We start from the raw sequence: 17,243 nt of genomic DNA, 5'->3' as shown, positions 1-17,243 counted from the left end.
TAATCTAGAGGTATGGTGAGCGATCGGCTGCCCGTTCCGCTGCTGATGCGGATGGCTTCTCACCCACTACGGTGGGCGCTGATGACCGAACTGGCCGCAAGTGACCGCCGGGTGCGGGAACTGGTCGCCGCCGTCGGCGAGCCACAGAACCTGGTCTCCTACCATCTGCGGCTGTTGCGTTCGGCCGGCCTGGTCACCATGCGGCGCAGCAGTTTCGACGGCCGCGACAGCTACTACCACCTCGACCTCGGGCGCTGCGGCGCGGCGTGGGCCGAGTCCGCGGGCGCCCTACACCCGGCGCTGGCTCCGGCTGCGGCGACTCCCACCGACGTGACCGGTGCGGCGGTGTTGTTCCTGTGCAGCGGTAACAGTGCGCGCTCACCCATGGCCGAGGGGTTACTGCGCCACCGCAGCAACGGCCGGATCGAGGTGGCAAGCGCGGGTAGCCATCCCAAACCCGCGCTGCACCCGAACGCGGTGCGGGTTCTGCACGAGCGCTACGGCATCGACCTCAGCGGACACCACACCACGGCACTGCCGGCGGTGGCCGACCGCAGGTTCGACTACGTGATCACCCTGTGCGACAGGGTCCGGGAATACCCCCGCGATCACGGGCCTGCCACCACCGTGCACTGGAGTCTGCCCGACCCGGCGACCGCCGCGCCGGCCGACGACGCGGCGAGTTACCCCGAGTTCTGCCGTGTCGCAGAAGAAATCGACATCCGTAACCGATATCTGCTGCCCCTGCTCACGCCCACCACCGTCACCGGGAGCGCCACTCATGCCGAATACCGCAACTGAACTGGCCGGCGTCCGTTACCTCGTCGACAACGTCGCCGCGGCGATCGAGTTCTACACCACACACCTCGGCTTCACCGTCGCCCACGACTACAGCCCCGCGTTCGCCGATGTCACCCGCGGCCCGCTGCGGCCGCTGCCGGCGGGGAGCAGGGCGGCCGAGCACCTCGAGCCATGGCCGGCACTGTGATGAAGCCACACTCGAGGTTCCCCGGGGTCTCGAGGACTTCAAGCTCGATCAGCCCAACGAAGAAGGTAGAGCTGTGATGACGACACTTGATGTCGTGGCGAAGAAGAAAGCCGAGGCGTCGGCCGAGCTGCTGGCAGCGGTCGAGCTGGTCCGGATCGCCAAGAAACAGGGCATGTCCCTGACCGGCCCGGACGGGCTGCTGCACACCCGCTCATCCCGATTTCGGGTCCCGGTCCGGTGCATTCAGGCTCTGTCAGCAGACTGTGGCACGGTGGACGACGCGGTGTTCGACAACGAACCTGCGTGTTCGGAGGGTTACGGGTAGTTGATGACGATCGACGACTGGGTCGCGCAGCTGGGGGCAAGCGGGGGTGAGGCCCGTCAGGCGGCGGTGGACACGCTCGTCGCGGCCGGGCGTAGCGCGATACCGGCACTCTTGGGCGAATTGTGTACCACCGACTCGGAATCCATGGCCACGGTGTGCACTCAGGTGCTCGACCGGCTCGGCCCGCTCAGCTACGAGCCGGTGCTGAGCACGCTCAGCGGTATTCGCACGGAGGCTGGTTCGACCGAAGCCATGAGCCCCACCGAGTATCGCCTGTGCCGGTTGCTGGGTATAGCGCGCCTTCATCAGGCCGCCGTCTACGCCGAGGACAGTTTCAGTGCGGACTTCGCTGTGCGGAAACGGGTCGCCGACGACATCGGCTCCCGCGGCATCCCCGATTACGGTTTCGTGCTCGCGGTGCTGTTGGGCGACAGCGACGACAGAGTACGCGACGCGGCAGCGAAATCGTTCGCCGCTTTCGGCACGCAGCTGGTGCCGGTGCTGCAGCAGATCAGGCGTTCCTCCCTGCCTACGCGGCGGGCGGCGCTGGAGGTGCTGGCTACGATCGGCTGGGACGCCATCGATTCCAGTGACCTCATGCTGCTGTCCCGGTTCGTGAACACCGAGATCGCCCGGGCGCTGCCCAGTATCCCGTCCTGGACCTGTTGTCTGTGGTGGGCGCTGCCCACCGAGGATCAGACCGCCGTACTCGACGCGTTCGGACTCTCGGATCCGGTTCCGGCGACTGCGGCGATGGGGGCCGCGGTGGCTCGGGAGAATCGCGGTCTGCTGTATGCGTCCGCGCAATGCGATCGGGTCTACGTCAGTCCCGCTCTCGACGGTTGGACGTTGGTGTTCGGCGACCCGATATCGCATTATCCCCGTGATGAGAACCGTATTCGCGAAGCACGGGAGGATGATTACTTCACCTTCTTCTACGCTGACCGGTCCGAGGAGGACAGAGCGGGCTGGCTCGAGGAGCAGGCGCGGCCCTCGAGAGCAGAACGGTGTGTGGAGTTGAGCGCGCGATTCGGTGCCGCACACTGGTACAAGGAGGTCGATGCCTACGAGTGGGGTGGCTGGTGCATCGCCGAGAACGGTGAAATCAAACGACGAGCACACCAGGGTGATGGTGTCAGTGATCTGCAACTGAGTCCAGATCACGATCCGCATCCGTCGGAGCAGGGACTGCGTGCGGAGTCGGAGTCGGAGTGGTTGAGTGCGCACGGTTTCGCACCTGAGATGTGGGAGGAGCTCAGTAGTGAGATCTGGGAACGCATTTTCGGTGACCCCCGCATCGATCAGGACGCCGAGTGGGACGCGGCGTGGGCGAAGTTTCAGCAGCGCACAGGAATTCCCGACGAAATGACCGCGTCCCTTATCGCCGACAGGGCCTCGATCGGCCCACATGGACTGGGCCCGCACACGAGGGTCACAGGTCACGGCGTTATAGCGCTCACCGAACGCGGCCGGCAAGGCGGCGGACATCGCGGCGTTCTTCCCTTGCGACCCCCCACCGAGAAATGAAACCGCCCGCGATGGCCAACTGATGCTTCCCCTCGAGGGTGTGCGGCGAGTTCGGCGGCAACCGGGCCATGTTCGCCGCGGCAACAGCGTCGTTCGCCTCGGGTGTGACGCTGTTGACGGTCACCTGCCAGTCACCCGAACCAGCCGTTACGGTCCGTGCTCACAGTCGGCCTGGCGGCCGCCGTCGAATGTGCGGGCCTGATGGTGCTCGGGTTCGATCCCAGCAAGGCTCGGATCATTCGCCAAATGGTGAAGTTCCCAGAGACAGCGGCCGTGCCGGCGACCTTGCTCCGGCGCAACACCAGAACGGTTATCGTCACCACGCGGCGGATCGCGGAGGAGGCGGACCTTGAAGATGTCCACCATCCGGTCTCGGCTGAAGCGGGAAGTGAATGGATAATCAGCAGGTTCTCTTGAAATCGTCGCCGGTGGTGGCGGTCACCGGTATGGCGACCATCGATTACCTCTATGTGCTGGACAGTCATCCGGTCGAGGACAGCGAGAATCCGGTGCGGCAGCACGACGTTGTCGTCGGAGGTCCGGCGGGGAGGGGTGCGATCGCGGCCGCACGGCTCGGGAATGGCGGTGTGAAGCTGTATCTGCTGTGCGGTACCGGCGTGCACGCCGAGGTTCTGCGAACCGAACTGGGCCGGGAGCCGCTCGAGGCGACACTGTTCGAACGGAAACAGGTGAGCCAGCGATCTGCGGTGATCGTCACCGCGGACCGGGGTACCCGTTCGACGATATGGCTGCCGCAGCCCTATGCCGACGATGAGTTCCTGACGGAACTGCCGTCGGTGTTCGATGGTGCCGACGCCGCTCTGCTCGACTGCACCGATCCGGTGTTGAGCATGGCAGCCATCATCTCGTGCCGAGACCGCAACGTACCGATCGTCATCGACACCGGCGGATACAAGGAGTCGAGCGAGGCGTACCTGCGCGGAATCGACTACATCGTCTCGCCGCAGAAGTTCTTCGGGGAACGGACCCCGGGGGTTTCGCTGGAACACGCGATGGAGCAAGCGTTCGACGACCTCGGGCCGCGGGTTCTGGTGGCGACCCGAGGACAGCGAGGTGGAGTTTCCTGGACAAAACCGGTTGGCACAGGTACCGCGCCCACCCGGTGGAAACCAAGGACTCCTGCGGGGCGGGCGACACCTTCCATGGAGCCTTCGCATGGGCGGTAGCGGCCGGTGCCGATACGGCCGCGGCGCTGGATATCGCTTCGTGGTCCGCGGCGCGGAAGTGCGCGGTCTTCGGCAATGCGGGTATTCCGGACAGCATTCAACTGCAACAGTTCCTGGCCGACGAGGTGTAGGTGGTGGTTCGTATCGAATGCACCGGGCACGTTCGCATCACTGAGGAGACGGCAACTCTCGTCCGGTTAGGGCTCGCAGCCCGGGTTTCGGGGCACGGCGGCACGTTGGTGAGTGATCCGGTCGATCCGATACGGGCCGTGGCGGGTGCCCGCCGGGTCGACCCCGCCGCAGATGTAGTCGTCACGGCAGTGTTGATGGCCGATCAGCGCGCACAGCAGATCGCGATAGGTCGGAGTGGGCTCGGCGATTGTGAACTGCTTGATGTCGATCCACTGCCGTGAGGGATTGCCGCGTTCCTGACGACACGTTGCCTCCGTCGATCGCGCCTCACTCCAGAATGCCTCGGTCGATCGGCGACCTGCCGACCTCGGCGGCGATCAACGCCCCGCCGGAGCGGTGGTCGGCCGAAGCCCGAGGAACCGATAGTCGACAATTGTGAGCGCAACCGAGCAGACCGAACGAACAACGAGCGAGCCGTCATGCCATACACCTGGGTCCACTCCGCCGGAGGCCCGTTGCTCATCGCCCCTGAATCCGAACTCGGTCACTGGGCTGGGGTGGAGGATGCGGAGGATATGGACGGGGCGGTGGAGACGTGGGGCGATTACGGCCGCGCCTGCTCGGTGCGGAATTACATCGGCCTGGTCGCGGTCGGCTCCCAGCAGGCCCTGGTTCTCGGCGATCAACCCGCTCGCACGACATATCTCCCCGGTGAGCGGGTGTTCCTGCGTGGGGCGGCAGCCGGCTCCGACGAAGAACTCGTCGACGTGGTGCGGCGGGTACTGCGAGACATCACGTGGGATCCGGACGAAGACCTCGTCTGGGAAGTACGAGAACCCGTCATGCTTTTCGACTCGGCATGGGCGGGAGCAGAGATCGAGCCCGACAATCGGCTCCTCGTCGACCTGGATCCAGGGAGTTACCGAGTCCGGGCAACTTCTCTCCGGGACTCGGGCGACTGGATGATTCTTGTTCAGCTTCAGCAGGGTTGAAGCCATTTCGAAGTCACTGTCCTGATCGCCGCGGAGCCCGCTGCCTCACCCGCGAGCTGTGGCTTCCCGGGCCGGCGGCCAACCGTCCTCGTCGATGTCCATTCGGAAGTAGACCTTCAACTAGGTGGTGCCGGATTCCCAGGACCGGCAGGCTCTCCGTCCGAATATCGGTGTTCCTTGCTGACTTGTCGCGTTCTGATCCGACGACCGCACGGCTCTGCCGATGACGGCGCCCGCAAGATCCTCAAACACGCACTCGCCGTACAAGTCTGACGAGGTCGCCGGCGGGACCCTCCAGTTGCCGGGGCGGGCGCCACACGGCGCGGAGGGTGCGGTCGAGGTGGAGGCCTTCCACCTCGACGACCTTCAGATCCCCGGACTCCACCTGGGCCGAGACCGCGAGGGTGCTCAGCACTGCCGGCCCGACCCGGCCCAGCACACTGGTTCTGATGGCGGCACCGCTTCCGAGCTCGAGAAGCGGTGCCGCCCGGTCGTATTCGTGCAGTGCCAAGTCGAGTGTGGTCCGGGTACCGGATCCGGGCTCACGGACCACCAGCGGCGTCTGCGCGAGCTCGGCGATCGACAACGGGCGCCGGCGGCGCGTCCACCGATGGTGTGGGTCGACCACGACCACCAGCCGGTCGCGGGCGACCTCGACACTGTGCAGCGCCCGGGGCACGGTCGGGGACTCGACGAACCCGACATCGCAACTGCCGGCGGCGACGTCGTCGCACACCTGCATCGAATTGCGGACCTGAAGGTGGATCGTCACGTCCGGGTCGATGCGCCGGAACCGGCCCAGCCAGGCGGGCATCAGATGTTCGGCGACGGTCATACTCGCGCTCACGGTGAGCTCCGCGGCGCGCTTCTCCCGCATACCCGCCGCGACGTCGAGCAGCTGCCGGGCGTCGTCGAGAACCCGCCTGGACCAGTGCGCGATCACCGTGCCCTCCGGTGTCAGTGTCGAGCCGGTGGGCTTTCGCTGCAGCAGCGGTGTGCCGACCTGTGCTTCGAGCCGCTTTATCGCGCGGCTCGCGTTCGGCTGGGCGATTCCGGCGATTCTGCTTGCGGCACCGAGACTTCCGTGGTCGTCGACCCCGACGAGTAGTTCCAGAACGCCGAGCTCCGGCCATCGACTGAACATGCTCCGATTATATGCCCTACCGCTAATGCATATCAGATTGATATGTGGCCATGGCGGATTGCCGGCTACCGCGGGCGGGGCGTGCGCAGCAGAATTCTCGGTATGTCCAGTGATGTTCGCGCAGTCACCGATCCACCACAGCCGGTGCAGCCGGAGACCGACTACAGAACGGGCCGGCCGACCCGGACCCGGGGCGCGGGCATGGCGGCCGGGATCGTGATGTGCGGGATCGGCGCCGCGGCCGCGATGGGAATCGGGCACCTCGTACCGGCGATGAGCCCGCTGCTGACCGCCATCGTGCTCGGCGCCCTGCTGGCCAATCTCGTCACCGTGCCCGGCTGGATCCGGCCCGGTCTGGACTTCTCCTCCAAGCGGCTGCTGCGCGTCGGAGTGGCGCTGCTCGGACTGCGCCTGATGTTCAGTGACGTCATCGGCCTGGGATGGGGGGTGATCGCCGTCGTCGTGGCGATCGTCGTACTCGGCATCGTGGGCACGATGTACGCGGGCAAGCTGCTGGGACTGTCGTGGACGCAGCGCGTGCTCATCGCCTGCGGATTCTCGATCTGCGGGGCCGCGGCGGTCGCGGCCACCGGCGGAGTGGTCGACGCCGAGGAAGAGGAACTGCTCACCGCGGTCGCGCTGGTGGTCGTCTTCGGGACATTGATGATCCCGGCTGTCCCACTCCTGGCGAACGCGATGGGACTGTCCGAGCAGCAGGCGGGGATATGGGCGGGCGGCTCGATCCACGAGGTGGCGCAGGCAGTGGCGGCCGGTGGCATCATCGGCGGCGGTGCTCTCGCGGTGGCCACGGTGGTCAAACTGGCCCGCGTCCTGATGCTGGCTCCGGTGATGGCCTACCTCGGCGCCCGGCAGCGCCGCATGGCCGCGGGCAGCCGAACCGGTAGCGCGCAGCCACCGCTGATTCCGGTGTTCGTGCTCGGCTTCCTGGGCTGTGTCGCGCTGCGCTCGTCCGGGCTGCTGCCACAGAACGTGGTCGACCTGGCCGAGGAGGCGCAGACCGCACTGCTCACCGCGGCGATGTTCGCGCTGGGGATCGGCGTCCGCGTATCGCTACTGCGCTCGGTGGGATCGCGTCCGTTCGTCCTGGCGACCCTGTCCACCGTGTGGGTAGCGACCATCGCGCTGGCCGGTTCCCTTCTGGTGGCCTGATCGCGCCCGGTCCGCCGGACCGGCACCACCCCCCGGCGATACCGGAAACCTCGGCTACCGCGCCGACCCCGTGTCACCGGGCTTCCCCCTCAGCTGCGGCGAACTGGGTAAACTCGCGGTTCACCGGATATGCGGCCGCGAATCATCTGGTCCATCTCGGGCGCCGCGACGGACCGGTCGTGATCGACGCACCTCGAGATCGGGTACGCACCGAAGCCGCAGCCGCATCGAATTACCGGGATCCGATTATCCGAATCGGTAAGGGGTTGACATGACCTATCGCACGTCGCCTGCCAACAGGCCGATACCGGAGCCCGAGCCGTTCCAGGAGCAGAGCATCGCGGCGGGGATCTCGATCATTGCCGCGATCATGCTCCTCATCGTGGGAGTGGTCTCGGTGCTACAGGGGGTCGCCGCCCTGGTGAGCGATGATTTCTACGTCACCGATACCGACTACGTGTTCGCGTTCGACACGACCACATGGGGCTGGGTCCATCTCGTGCTGGGCGTCGTCGCGTTGATCTGTGCGAGCGGGTTGATGTTCGGCACCGTGTGGGGGCGGTACTCGGCGCTGGCCATCGCCGCGCTGGTGACCCTCGCGAATTTTCTGTCCCTGCCCTATTACCCCACCTGGTCCGTCGTGATCATCGCACTGAGTGTGGTGGTCATCTGGGCCGTCACCACCTGGGAACCGGAAACCTGAACCGCGGTGTGACGCCGAACGGCAGGGCGGTCCGTGTGCCGATAGCGTTGCCGGGTTGGGCCCAAATCGTGCCTTGACCGCAGTTCACGGCGGCGCCGAGGATTATCGGATGACCGGCGATGATGAATTGCTCCAGGTCGAACAGTTGATCGAACGATTGATCAGTCGGTACCCGTCAGTCCCGCCGTCCGAGGTGAAAGTCAGGGTGCGCACAATTCACAAGCGTTTCGCGGACAGCCGGATACGGGCATTCCTTCCGCTACTCGTCGAGAAGGCGGCTCGGCGGGAGATCGGCGCCGATATCGCGGATTCGGCCGTTGTCAGCACGGCTGCCCCCACCGAGCCGGCGAGACGCCGGGTGCGGCGGTGGAGCGTCCGGCGCTGATCCGGCGGATCCGCTCGATGCACTTTCGGCGCAGCTGTCCACCGGGTGAGCGAGGCACGCGCTGATCCCGCCCGCCGGGTCGGCCCTTCCGAGGACCCGAGAGAGGTTGGACGTGGGAAGGGCTGCTGCAATGAGCGATGAGTGAGCAAGCACGAGTGGGACGTGTTGACCAAGCCCGAGAAAGCCTTCATGGTCAATGCGTATGAGATCGACTGTCTGGCCGGTGTCTGGGGAGACCTCGACGAAGCCGACCAATCCCGGCCGGTCAGCGAGATCGCCGGAATCTTGCTCTCCTCATCGATCGCGGGTGGGTCGAGGTCCGTCGAATCGCACTGTGGACCTCCCCGTGCGGGACCAGGAAGGGGTCCTGCCCGACGTGCCGTCGAGCTGTTCGCTGCACTCGCGCAAGAGTCGGTCGCGGCGCTGCTCTGACGCGCGGGCGGTGAAGCACGGTTCGCCACCGGCGCCTACAGGTTCTGGTCTGCGCATGTCCGGGCGTTGCTGGTTGATCAGGAGAACAGTCCGTTACCGGATCTTCCGGCACGCGGTGTTGCGCAGATCGGTCTGCCGATCAGGCTCCACAGAACTGTGCGACATCGAGCAGGAACATATCGTCGTAGTGTGCGGCGACGAGTTGCACTCCGGCTAGGTTCTTGTGCGCACTGCTGTGCGGCGACACCGTCAACGCGGGATGCCCGGTGTGGTCGAATAGCGATGTCAGCCGCACCATGGCGGTGGTCGCGAAAGTGGGCGCGCCTCCGAGATCGATGACAGATTGCCCGGCCAGGGGTGTGTCGACGAGCAGCGTCGGCAACAACAAGAGGTCACAGCTCGTGAAGAGCTCGCTGATCGCGGCGGTCATCTCATCGCGCCGCCGCTGGGCCTCCAGATACTGCGCATTCGTGATTTCCTGCGCATTCCACAAGAATTCTTCCAGGCCGGGACCGTAACGATGCTCTGACCGGCCGAATCGACGACCGTGGAATTCACGCATCTCGGCCAAGAGGATGGTCTTGTGTATGTCGGCGAGGATGTCGAGGTCGGGAAGGTCGAACTCGACACGCGACATTCCGGCAGATATCAAGGTCGCGATCGATTCGTGGTAGCCCGACTCGGCATCGGGTCCATAAAAGTGCAGGTTGGATGGAACCCCGACGCGGAGATTGCGCGGCTCGAATGCCGTGCGCCGTTCCGGCGGTGTTCCGGGGAGCATTGAGTCGAAAGCAATGGCGCAGTCTCGCGCCGAGCGTGTGATCAGCCCGAGGTGGTCGAGAGAATGCGCGAGAGGAACCACGCCGTCCGTGGACAGGAGAGACCGCGTCGGTTTCAATCCGGTGACGCCGCAGCGGTAGGCCGGAATCCGGGTGCTGCCGCCGGTGTCTGTCGCGAGGTCGAAGAACGACATGCTACTTCGGACGGCGACCGCTGACCCGCAGCTCGACCCGCCAGCGGTCAGCCTGTCGTCATGAGGATTGACGGCGGGCCCGGTCGTGGTGAGCGCGAATTCGTCGAGAGAGGTTTTCCCGACGATGACGCAACCCGAACGGCGGAGCGCGGCGACTGCGGCGGCGTCGGCAGCTGCCAGGTTTCCCCGCAAGACCTCCGACCCGGCCTCCCACTGCATCCCTTCGACGGCAATGATGTCCTTGACGGATATGACGACCCCGTCGAGGGGGCCCAGGCTTTCGCCACGCCTGTACCGTAGCTCGGCGGCGGTCGATTCGACCGGCGAAACTTCACCGGGCGTCTCGGCAGCGGCGCGAACAATACGGCCCGGTACGTCGGCTCCGCCGTCGGTGTCACTGTTGTCGCGGTAATCGCCGCACGACCAGCAGGTTCGGGCCCGGTTGCCTTGGTCGACGGCTGGAACCATGCCAGTCTGTTCACCGCTGGCGTCTCGTTCGCGGGCGCTCTGCTCGTCTCGCTGTGCCGCCCTCGTCGGATACGGAAGGCGGAACTCGAGGCAACGGCCGTCGCGACAAGCTCATCGCAGCAATAGCCACATGCCCGGAGTCCGGCTGCGGTGGCACATGGAACCGTGCTCATGGCGCTGAAACGGCCCATGGCCTCGCGCTGATCGGGGGCTGCATTCCGGCATACTGCACGCCATGAAGTACAGCGCCGGAGTTCTGCTGTTTCGTCGTGAGCCGGAGGTCCGAGTGCTGCTGGGGCATATGGGCGGGCCGCTCTGGGCGCGTAAGGATTCGGGGGCGTGGTCGATCCCCAAGGGTGAGTACGATCCGGCGACCGAGGACGCCCGTGCCGCAGCGGGCCGCGAATTCGACGAGGAGTTGGGAATGCCGGTGCCCGACGGGGAGTGGATCGCGCTGGGTGAAGTGCGGTACGGCAGCGGGCGGAGCAAGAAACAGGTCACGGTGTGGGCGGTCGAGGGCGAGCTCGATCCGGCTCGGGTGGTGCCGGGGACATTCGAGATGGAGTGGCCGCCGCGGTCGGGGGAGTACCGTGCTTTCCCCGAGGTCGATCGGGTCGAATGGTTCGATCTGACCACTGCGCACGACAAGCTGGCCACCGGCCAGCGGCCATTGCTGTCCCGGCTTGCCGAGCAACTCCGCTGACAATCGTCGGCGGGTATCGAACATATGTTCTATTCTGGGGTAGGCTGGTTCGGGTGACCATACATTCGACAGCGCTGGCACCGAATGCTCCAGCGCCGGGATGGCCAGAACTGGCCGATGTCGACTTGCTGCGCACTCTCGTCGAAACCGAACGCCGCCGGAAGCGACTGGATGCTGCCATGCGCGCGGCAGTCGCCGAAGCCGAGCGGCGTGGCCTCGCCGCAGACACCGGCTATCGCGACACCGTGGAACTATTGGCTGATCTGCTGCGGATAAGTGCCCCTGAAGCGCGCCGGCGAATCGAGTACGCGGCTCCGCAGGCGCGCTCGCGTTCCAGAAAGGTGTGGAGGGCGCTGGCGGCAGCAAGTTGAGGCCGAGCCCGGGTGCCTGATCGGATTCTGCGCTTCCTCGCCGGTCTCGGCGTCGATTGTCGGAAGTCATGGTTATCAGCCCGTTCCGGGACGTCGTCCGCGAGATCACTCGATGCGGCCGGGCTTATCCCGGTCTGACCGCGGGCCAATCCACATCGCGCAGGGAAGCAAGCCGATGTGGTGATGTCGATGTGGTGACACTGGTCTTCGGCGCGACCGGGTAGCATTGGGTGCGTTAGAGGGTCCCCTTTATGCAACAGCGATGGTGGGTGTGGATTGCCGCGTTCCTGACCACACTGGGAATGTGTGCCGTATTCGCATGCAGTAACGGCCTCCGACCCGAGCGCGCTCCTCCCGGCTCGGCCACGCCCTCGCGGGTTGGGGTGCCTGTGCTCGTCGCGAAGATAGACAACAGTCCGCAGGCACGGCCGCCGGTAGGGCTCGGAGCCGCCGATGTGGTCTATGTCGAGCCGGTCGAGGGTGGTTTGAGCCGGTTGGCCGCGGTGTTCTCGACCGACAAACCCCCGGTGATCGGACCTGTCCGAAGTGTGCGGGAAACGGATCTGACGCTGTTGGACCAGTTCGGCAACCCGACGTTGGCATCCTCTGGTGCCGCACCCGAGCTGGTTGCCTCTGTCGATCGCTCGTCGCTCCAGAATGCCTCGGCCGATCGGCAACCTGCGGCGTACTACCGCGACTACGAGCGCGACGCTCCGCACGATCTGTTCGTCCGCTCGGATCAGTTGCCCGTAGGCGGCGGCTGGCCGTCGGCTTCGCAACTACCCTTCGGCCCTACGCCAGCCGGTGGCCTGCCCACGCAATATCAGGAAGCGCGGTATGAGGGCACGGTGATCGGTTTCGACTGGTCATCTCGCTACGACCGGTGGCTGGTGTCCATGGACGGTGCTGCCTACACCGTTGCCGATGCCGGACAGCTCATGGCGAGTACGGTCGTGCTGCAGAGTGTGCAGGTGGACGACTCGGCCGTCAGCGATATCGCGGGCAGCGTCTCACCACTGGCCAAGACGACCGGTAGCGGTGAGGCACTCGTACTTCGCGACGGTCAAGCGTTCCCGGCCGAGTGGTCCCGGCCCTCCCCACAGGCAGGCACAACCTATACAACCCCCACCGGTACAGCCATCCCCTTCGCGCCGGGGCAGGTATGGACAGTCCTGATTCCCGCGCAGCTCTGGTAACCGGGACCGCTCTGCCTCCACCTCCTACCGGATGTGCCGTCGAGGCTCATGTGGGGATCGGTTGGAAGCCATTCTCGTTCGAGCATTTCCACGGCATCCTCCTCCCGAGAAGGCGGTGAAGATCATGAGTCGCCCACTCATAGTGGCCGCTCAGGCGCGCCAGATCCTGCTCCGCAGGTCACGACCGCGGATGACTTGTACGCGCCACGGTGTCAACCGCAGGACGCGTAGCTTCGGATCATCTATCCCACTCCAGAACTGGCTGAGCGGGTATCCCGCCCCGGGGGGACTTGTCCGTTGATACAGATCCCACACGTGCCGCCGCGACGCCAGGTCGTCCGAAGGGACTCCCTCGGCGACAGCGTCGACGCTTGCCTGGTTCTGCTGCGGAGTCCAATAGGAGAACGTCGTGTGCGGATTTCGGGCCAGGTGCGCGTCTTTGACCGGTGTGGGAAAGGTCGCGAGCCAACCGGCCGGTTGTCCGTCGACCGTCTCCCAGACCGGAATCAGCACCCTGGCGCGGGGCCGGCCCTGCTTATCGACCGTGGTCATGGTGGCATAGACAATGTTGCCCACGTAGGTGTCGAACTCGTCTCGGATCTCGGCGAACGATTCCACCGTTGTCGTCATGAAATTTCTCCTTACGTTCAGCCCCGGGCGAGCGCTTCGGGCATGGATTCCGATGTTGGATTCGACGTGCGACGCAGCCCGATTCCGGCGGCAGCGTTCACTGCGGTCATCGCCGAGCCGCCGAGTGCGGAGCCGAACCGGGGGACCGCGACCACACCCACGCCGGCCCGGTCATCCCGGTGAGGACACCGGTGGGTTCGGATTCCGACATCGAACGACTCCTGACTCGGTTCCCGATAGTTGGGTCGGTTCTTTCTTGTAACCGGGAAAAGTCTGGGGCAGAATGCGGAATCATGGAAGAAGGCACTTCGATGTGCTCCGGGTACTCGGTGGATACCGGCTCCGACTTCGACGTTTCGCACTGGGACAGCAGAGCCGACTGCGAGGTCCGGCAGATCCTCGACCGCATCGCGGACAAATGGTCACTGCTCGTCATCGCGCTCCTCGACCAGCGGAGCCTTCGCTTCACCGAGCTCAAACGAACGATCGACGGCGTGAGCCAGCGCATGCTGACGCGGACACTGCGTCACCTCGAGCGCGATGGATTGGTCGAACGGACGGTCCACCCCACCGTCCCACCCCGGGTCGACTACGCGCTCACCCCGCTCGGAGCAAGCCTGCACTCGACCATCAAGGCATTGGTCACCTGGACCGAACACCATCAGAACGAGATCGCCACCGCCCGTACTTTTTATGACCGGCACGTAGCCGATGAAGAGCCGCCGGCCGCTGTCACCATGGCGCGCCCGTCCTCATGAGAAAGACCACGACCGAGACGAGAGCGAAGACCGACAACGACGTGCCCATCACAGGCCCGACCAATCGGCTCGTGGGCGCGTCGTCCGCGGTGAGCTTCGGCACGAGCGCCGCAAGGCATATGACCTGCACGAGACCGAGCGCGATCAGCGACCAGTCATCGAGCAGGAAGGCGAGTGGGATGAAGTGCAGCGCCACGACAACGGCGACCCACCACGAGACCCATCGATTCCGGCGCATTCGCCACAGAAAAAGGCAGCCGACGCCTGCGATCAGGATCTCGGCGAGCACGAGCAGGCCGAACCACGCGTACCGTCCCTCGAGTGCGGTTGCGTCACCCCAGCGACGGACAACGCCGTAGCCGAATAGTCCGGCCAGCGCGATGCCGAGGACCGATCCGACGCCGAGCCGCCACCGCCAGTCCCGCGGTGGATCTTCCTGGCCCCAGCCGAGCCACGCCATTGTCATGAGACCGAACCACGCGATGGTGAAGGCGTGATCGCGGGCGAACTCAGTGAGCACAGGGGCCTCTTCTCAAGGGTCGATTGTTCACCATCAGAGTGCCTCCCCGGCGTATCCGGTGTGAAGCGAGCCGATCCCGAATCGTGGTCCGATGAGCTCGTGTCCCGTGTTCGGCGGCAACGCTCCAGTGCGCATCACCCTGCTGGCGGCACTTTGCCCAGCCCGCGGTCGCGCTCACTGCCAGGTGTTCGGTGGCGGCGAACTGTTCTCGGCGCCAACCGGGAGTGCGCCTGAAGCGCTACACGCTCTCGTGCTGCGTGATGCGGTGCGGCACTGCCCGACGCAGGCCTTGTCGGTCATGGAACCCGATTACGACGACGCGAGGTGCGCTCTCGCGGGCGGCAAACGCCGATCCCGGATCGACTGTCGCACTGCTACAGTTAGCAAGCAAATGTTTGCTCGGCTGGAGGTGTGATGGCAGACGACTTCGCTGGGCGTTCCGGAGTCGCGCTGGTGGCCGGCGGCACCGGCGGAATCGGTGCCGCCGTGGTCAGGCTGCTGGCCCGGCGGGGAAGCGATATCGGTTTCACTTACCGCCATAACCGTTCGGGTGCCGAATTGCTGACCGAAGATGTCGCGCGACTGGGTCGCTCATGTCGGGCGTGGTCACTGGATCTGGCGGATCCTGATGAGGTGGCCGGGGTCGTCGCGCAGGTTGGGCAGCGATTCGGCGGTCTGCACACGGTGGTCTATGCCGCTGGTCCTCATGTTCCGATGCTCCATCTGAGCAAGGTGTCGCCCCAGCAGTACCGTGACCAGCTGATGGGTGATGCTGCGGCGTTCTTCAACCTTATGCATGCCACCCTGCCGCTGCTGCGCGAATCGCGCGGCGCTGTTGTCGCTGTGACGACCGCCGCGACCCGGCGGCACCCCGTCCGGGATGGGCTGTCTTCCGGGCCGAAGGGGGCGGTGGAGGCGGTGGCCCGAGGGCTGGCCGTGGAGGAGGGGCGTTACGGCGTACGCGTCAACTGTGTGGGGCCGGGAATGCTCACCGACGGAATGGCCCAACGGTTGATCGGGTCCGGCGAACTCGATGGGTCGGCGCTCGATATCGCCCGGGGCAATATTCCATTGCGCCGCTTCGGCGATGCGCAGGACATCGCCGAAGCGGTCGCCTTTCTCTCCTCGGATCGGGCGGACTTCATCTCGGGCCAGCGGCTGGACGTCGACGGCGGGTACACAGCCTGACCGGTAGCGGCGCCGCCACGAACCGGCCCGTGGGGTCAGATCCTCGACTCCTCGGTCATACGGAATCGCGTGTCGACGTGGTGGGAGCCAGGGTAAGGCCGATCTCCAGAGCGACACGGTGACCGGATTCGGCGGCGCCGTCGATGTAGCCCGCCCAGCGAGTGGCTGTTTCGGTGCCCGCCCAGTGCAACGGGCCGATCGCGGGTCGCAGTGCGTGCCCGAACCGGGTGAGGGTGCCGGGTGCGGTGAACGCACCGTAACAGCCGCGGCTGTATTCCTCTTCGGCCCAATCCTTCTCGATGTAGTCGATCGGCGTACGGGCACGCGGTCCGAAATAGCCGACGAGATCTTCGATCACCCGCGCGCGGCGGTCGGTGAGATCCAAGCGCGAGCCGACGTCGGCGTGGCGGCCCTCCAGAAAACCTACGATCACGCCGGGCGACCCATCGGGCGGGGTGTTGTCGAATACCGTCCCGAGCGGCCGCCGGTCGCTGATGGCCTGGCCGCTCAACCCGTCGGCTCGCCAGAACGGTTCGTCGTAGACGATGTTGACTTTGATGACACGGCCCATCGGCATCCGCTGGACGAGCTGGTCGCGGTCGCCCGGCAGGCCGGGGACGAAGCGGATGCGCGCGGCCAGCGGCGGCGGCACCGCGATCACCGCGCGACGCGCCCGCACCACGGCCCCGCCGGTACGGACACGCACCCGGGCATCGTCCCAGTCCACCTCGGTCACGGGACTGTTGAGAACCACCCGGTCACCGAGCTGCTCGGCCAGTGCCAGCGCGATCATCTGGGTGCCACCGACTACCCGGTCCTGCTGGGCACCGCCGGCGACGCCGATCATGGCATCGAGCCCGCCGCCGGCACCGAAATAGAAGCTCGCCCACAGCGCCGACATGTCCTCGGGTCCGGTGGAGAACACCGCCTCGGTGACCAGGCGGAAGAACGCTCGGCCTTTCGCGGTGTGGGTGGCACGGCGCAGCCAGGTGTCGAAGGTTTGCGAATCCAACACGTCGGCTCGCTCCGCCCGCCACGGTTCGGTCCGTGACACCTGCCGTCCGAGACGGTCCAATCGCAACTGTGTCTGGGCGATGTCGACCAGGGGCAGCGGGTTCACTGTGGGGATCCGGCCGGTGTACTCGGAACGAGACGAGCCGAGTTCGGCGATGTGGCGGCCGACGGTATGCGTCGGATGAGTCTCCAAGCCCAGTTCATTGATCAACGCCATCGCTTGGTGCTGCGTCGGGCCGACCCACTGGCCGCCGACCTCGATGGGCGCACCGCCGGGCAACTCGGCGTTGAGTAACCGCCCGCCCACCCGGTCCCGCGCTTCCAGCACCACCACGTCGTGGCCGGCGCGTACCAGGTCGCGCGCGGCCACCAGGCCGGCTACGCCCGCACCGACGATGACGACATCCACTGACTGGTTCATTTCGTCCTCCGGATTC

General features: G+C 65.9%; 21 protein-coding genes and 1 pseudogene. 17 read left to right on the top strand and 5 right to left on the bottom strand.

Annotation, left to right across the window (positions count from 1 at the left end; translation table 11 throughout):
* The first annotated feature begins 12 nt into the window (after positions 1 to 12).
* The 8 genes and pseudogenes from OG405_RS14365 to OG405_RS14335 all read left to right on the top strand — a co-directional run bounded on the left by OG405_RS14365 (position 13) and on the right by OG405_RS14335 (position 5,151).
* Complete coding sequence (locus OG405_RS14365) at positions 13 to 801, top strand: arsenate reductase/protein-tyrosine-phosphatase family protein (RefSeq protein ID WP_327152136.1); 789 nt, start codon at positions 13 to 15, stop codon at positions 799 to 801.
* Positions 782 to 988 (top strand): VOC family protein, encoded by a 207-nt coding sequence (locus OG405_RS14360; RefSeq protein WP_327152135.1) that lies wholly within the window; start codon positions 782 to 784, stop codon positions 986 to 988. The genes OG405_RS14365 and OG405_RS14360 overlap by 20 nt, the downstream gene beginning before the upstream one ends.
* Positions 989 to 1,061: 73 nt before the next feature.
* A pseudogene (locus tag OG405_RS29230) lies at positions 1,062 to 1,190 on the top strand (IS256 family transposase); the annotation flags it as partial.
* A 126-nt stretch (positions 1,191 to 1,316) separates the two neighbouring features.
* On the top strand, positions 1,317 to 2,840 hold the full coding sequence (locus OG405_RS14350; RefSeq protein ID WP_327152134.1) for a HEAT repeat domain-containing protein: 1,524 nt from the start codon (positions 1,317 to 1,319) through the stop codon (positions 2,838 to 2,840).
* A 156-nt stretch (positions 2,841 to 2,996) separates the two neighbouring features.
* Positions 2,997 to 3,257: a hypothetical protein gene (locus OG405_RS14345; RefSeq protein ID WP_327152133.1), complete on the top strand. Its 261-nt coding sequence runs from the start codon at positions 2,997 to 2,999 to the stop codon at positions 3,255 to 3,257.
* Positions 3,233 to 4,027 carry a hypothetical protein gene (locus OG405_RS14340; protein WP_327152132.1) on the top strand — a complete coding sequence of 265 codons (795 nt, stop codon included), beginning with the start codon at positions 3,233 to 3,235 and terminating at the stop codon, positions 4,025 to 4,027. The genes OG405_RS14345 and OG405_RS14340 overlap by 25 nt, the downstream gene beginning before the upstream one ends.
* Positions 3,964 to 4,158, top strand: a complete 195-nt coding sequence (locus OG405_RS29225; RefSeq protein WP_442790715.1) for a PfkB family carbohydrate kinase — start codon at positions 3,964 to 3,966, stop codon at positions 4,156 to 4,158. The genes OG405_RS14340 and OG405_RS29225 overlap by 64 nt, the downstream gene beginning before the upstream one ends.
* 480 nt (positions 4,159 to 4,638) lie before the next feature.
* Positions 4,639 to 5,151 carry an Imm21 family immunity protein gene (locus tag OG405_RS14335; RefSeq protein ID WP_327152131.1) on the top strand — a complete coding sequence of 171 codons (513 nt, stop codon included), beginning with the start codon at positions 4,639 to 4,641 and terminating at the stop codon, positions 5,149 to 5,151.
* A gap of 244 nt (positions 5,152 to 5,395) precedes the next feature.
* Here the strand turns inward: OG405_RS14335 and OG405_RS14330 are convergent, their stop codons facing one another.
* Positions 5,396 to 6,295 (bottom strand): LysR family transcriptional regulator, encoded by a 900-nt coding sequence (locus OG405_RS14330; protein WP_327152130.1) that lies wholly within the window; start codon positions 6,293 to 6,295, stop codon positions 5,396 to 5,398.
* Between the two features lie 102 nt (positions 6,296 to 6,397).
* Between OG405_RS14330 and OG405_RS14325 the strand changes: the two genes are divergently transcribed.
* The 4 genes from OG405_RS14325 to OG405_RS14310 all read left to right on the top strand — a co-directional run bounded on the left by OG405_RS14325 (position 6,398) and on the right by OG405_RS14310 (position 8,985).
* Positions 6,398 to 7,465, top strand: coding sequence for a YeiH family protein (locus OG405_RS14325; protein WP_442790714.1), 1,068 nt, complete (start codon positions 6,398 to 6,400; stop codon positions 7,463 to 7,465).
* A gap of 271 nt (positions 7,466 to 7,736) precedes the next feature.
* The gene (locus OG405_RS14320; protein WP_327152129.1) at positions 7,737 to 8,168 is read left to right on the top strand and encodes a DUF7144 family membrane protein; all 432 of its coding nucleotides are present in this window, start codon (positions 7,737 to 7,739) and stop codon (positions 8,166 to 8,168) included.
* 109 nt (positions 8,169 to 8,277) lie between these two features.
* Positions 8,278 to 8,553 (top strand): three-helix bundle dimerization domain-containing protein, encoded by a 276-nt coding sequence (locus OG405_RS14315; RefSeq protein ID WP_327152128.1) that lies wholly within the window; start codon positions 8,278 to 8,280, stop codon positions 8,551 to 8,553.
* Positions 8,554 to 8,694: 141 nt separating this feature from the next.
* Positions 8,695 to 8,985 (top strand): hypothetical protein, encoded by a 291-nt coding sequence (locus OG405_RS14310; RefSeq protein ID WP_327152127.1) that lies wholly within the window; start codon positions 8,695 to 8,697, stop codon positions 8,983 to 8,985.
* A 139-nt stretch (positions 8,986 to 9,124) separates the two neighbouring features.
* On the opposite strand, the gene OG405_RS14305 is transcribed toward OG405_RS14310, so the two are convergent.
* Positions 9,125 to 10,426: an amidase gene (locus OG405_RS14305; RefSeq protein ID WP_327152126.1), complete on the bottom strand. Its 1,302-nt coding sequence runs from the start codon at positions 10,424 to 10,426 to the stop codon at positions 9,125 to 9,127.
* A gap of 235 nt (positions 10,427 to 10,661) precedes the next feature.
* Between OG405_RS14305 and OG405_RS14300 the strand changes: the two genes are divergently transcribed.
* The 3 genes from OG405_RS14300 to OG405_RS14290 all read left to right on the top strand — a co-directional run bounded on the left by OG405_RS14300 (position 10,662) and on the right by OG405_RS14290 (position 12,696).
* Entirely contained in the window at positions 10,662 to 11,129 is a 468-nt protein-coding gene (locus tag OG405_RS14300; protein ID WP_327152125.1) for an NUDIX domain-containing protein, read from the top strand.
* Between the two features lie 53 nt (positions 11,130 to 11,182).
* Positions 11,183 to 11,500 carry a DUF222 domain-containing protein gene (locus OG405_RS14295; protein WP_327152124.1) on the top strand — a complete coding sequence of 106 codons (318 nt, stop codon included), beginning with the start codon at positions 11,183 to 11,185 and terminating at the stop codon, positions 11,498 to 11,500.
* 389 nt (positions 11,501 to 11,889) lie between these two features.
* Positions 11,890 to 12,696 (top strand): DUF3048 domain-containing protein, encoded by an 807-nt coding sequence (locus OG405_RS14290; RefSeq protein ID WP_327152123.1) that lies wholly within the window; start codon positions 11,890 to 11,892, stop codon positions 12,694 to 12,696.
* A gap of 150 nt (positions 12,697 to 12,846) precedes the next feature.
* Here the strand turns inward: OG405_RS14290 and OG405_RS14285 are convergent, their stop codons facing one another.
* Complete coding sequence (locus OG405_RS14285; RefSeq protein WP_327152122.1) at positions 12,847 to 13,326, bottom strand: pyridoxamine 5'-phosphate oxidase family protein; 480 nt, start codon at positions 13,324 to 13,326, stop codon at positions 12,847 to 12,849.
* A 293-nt stretch (positions 13,327 to 13,619) separates the two neighbouring features.
* Between OG405_RS14285 and OG405_RS14280 the strand changes: the two genes are divergently transcribed.
* Positions 13,620 to 14,084, top strand: coding sequence for a winged helix-turn-helix transcriptional regulator (locus OG405_RS14280; RefSeq protein WP_442790713.1), 465 nt, complete (start codon positions 13,620 to 13,622; stop codon positions 14,082 to 14,084).
* On the opposite strand, the gene OG405_RS14275 is transcribed toward OG405_RS14280, so the two are convergent.
* Positions 14,059 to 14,604 carry a hypothetical protein gene (locus OG405_RS14275; RefSeq protein ID WP_327152121.1) on the bottom strand — a complete coding sequence of 182 codons (546 nt, stop codon included), beginning with the start codon at positions 14,602 to 14,604 and terminating at the stop codon, positions 14,059 to 14,061. The genes OG405_RS14280 and OG405_RS14275 overlap by 26 nt on opposite strands.
* Before the next feature lie 414 nt (positions 14,605 to 15,018).
* On the opposite strand from OG405_RS14275, the gene OG405_RS14270 reads away from it, so the two are divergent.
* The gene (locus OG405_RS14270; RefSeq protein ID WP_327152120.1) at positions 15,019 to 15,792 is read left to right on the top strand and encodes an SDR family NAD(P)-dependent oxidoreductase; all 774 of its coding nucleotides are present in this window, start codon (positions 15,019 to 15,021) and stop codon (positions 15,790 to 15,792) included.
* Positions 15,793 to 15,847: 55 nt separating this feature from the next.
* On the opposite strand, the gene OG405_RS14265 is transcribed toward OG405_RS14270, so the two are convergent.
* Positions 15,848 to 17,227, bottom strand: coding sequence for a flavin monoamine oxidase family protein (locus OG405_RS14265; RefSeq protein WP_327152119.1), 1,380 nt, complete (start codon positions 17,225 to 17,227; stop codon positions 15,848 to 15,850).
* Positions 17,228 to 17,243: the final 16 nt, after the last annotated feature.

It is taken from the genome of Nocardia sp. NBC_01329 (assembly GCF_035956715.1).
Lineage (GTDB): Bacteria > Actinomycetota > Actinomycetes > Mycobacteriales > Mycobacteriaceae > Nocardia.
The sequence above is the reverse complement of the archived record's forward strand: the minus strand, read 5'-3'. Positions and strand labels throughout refer to the sequence as shown.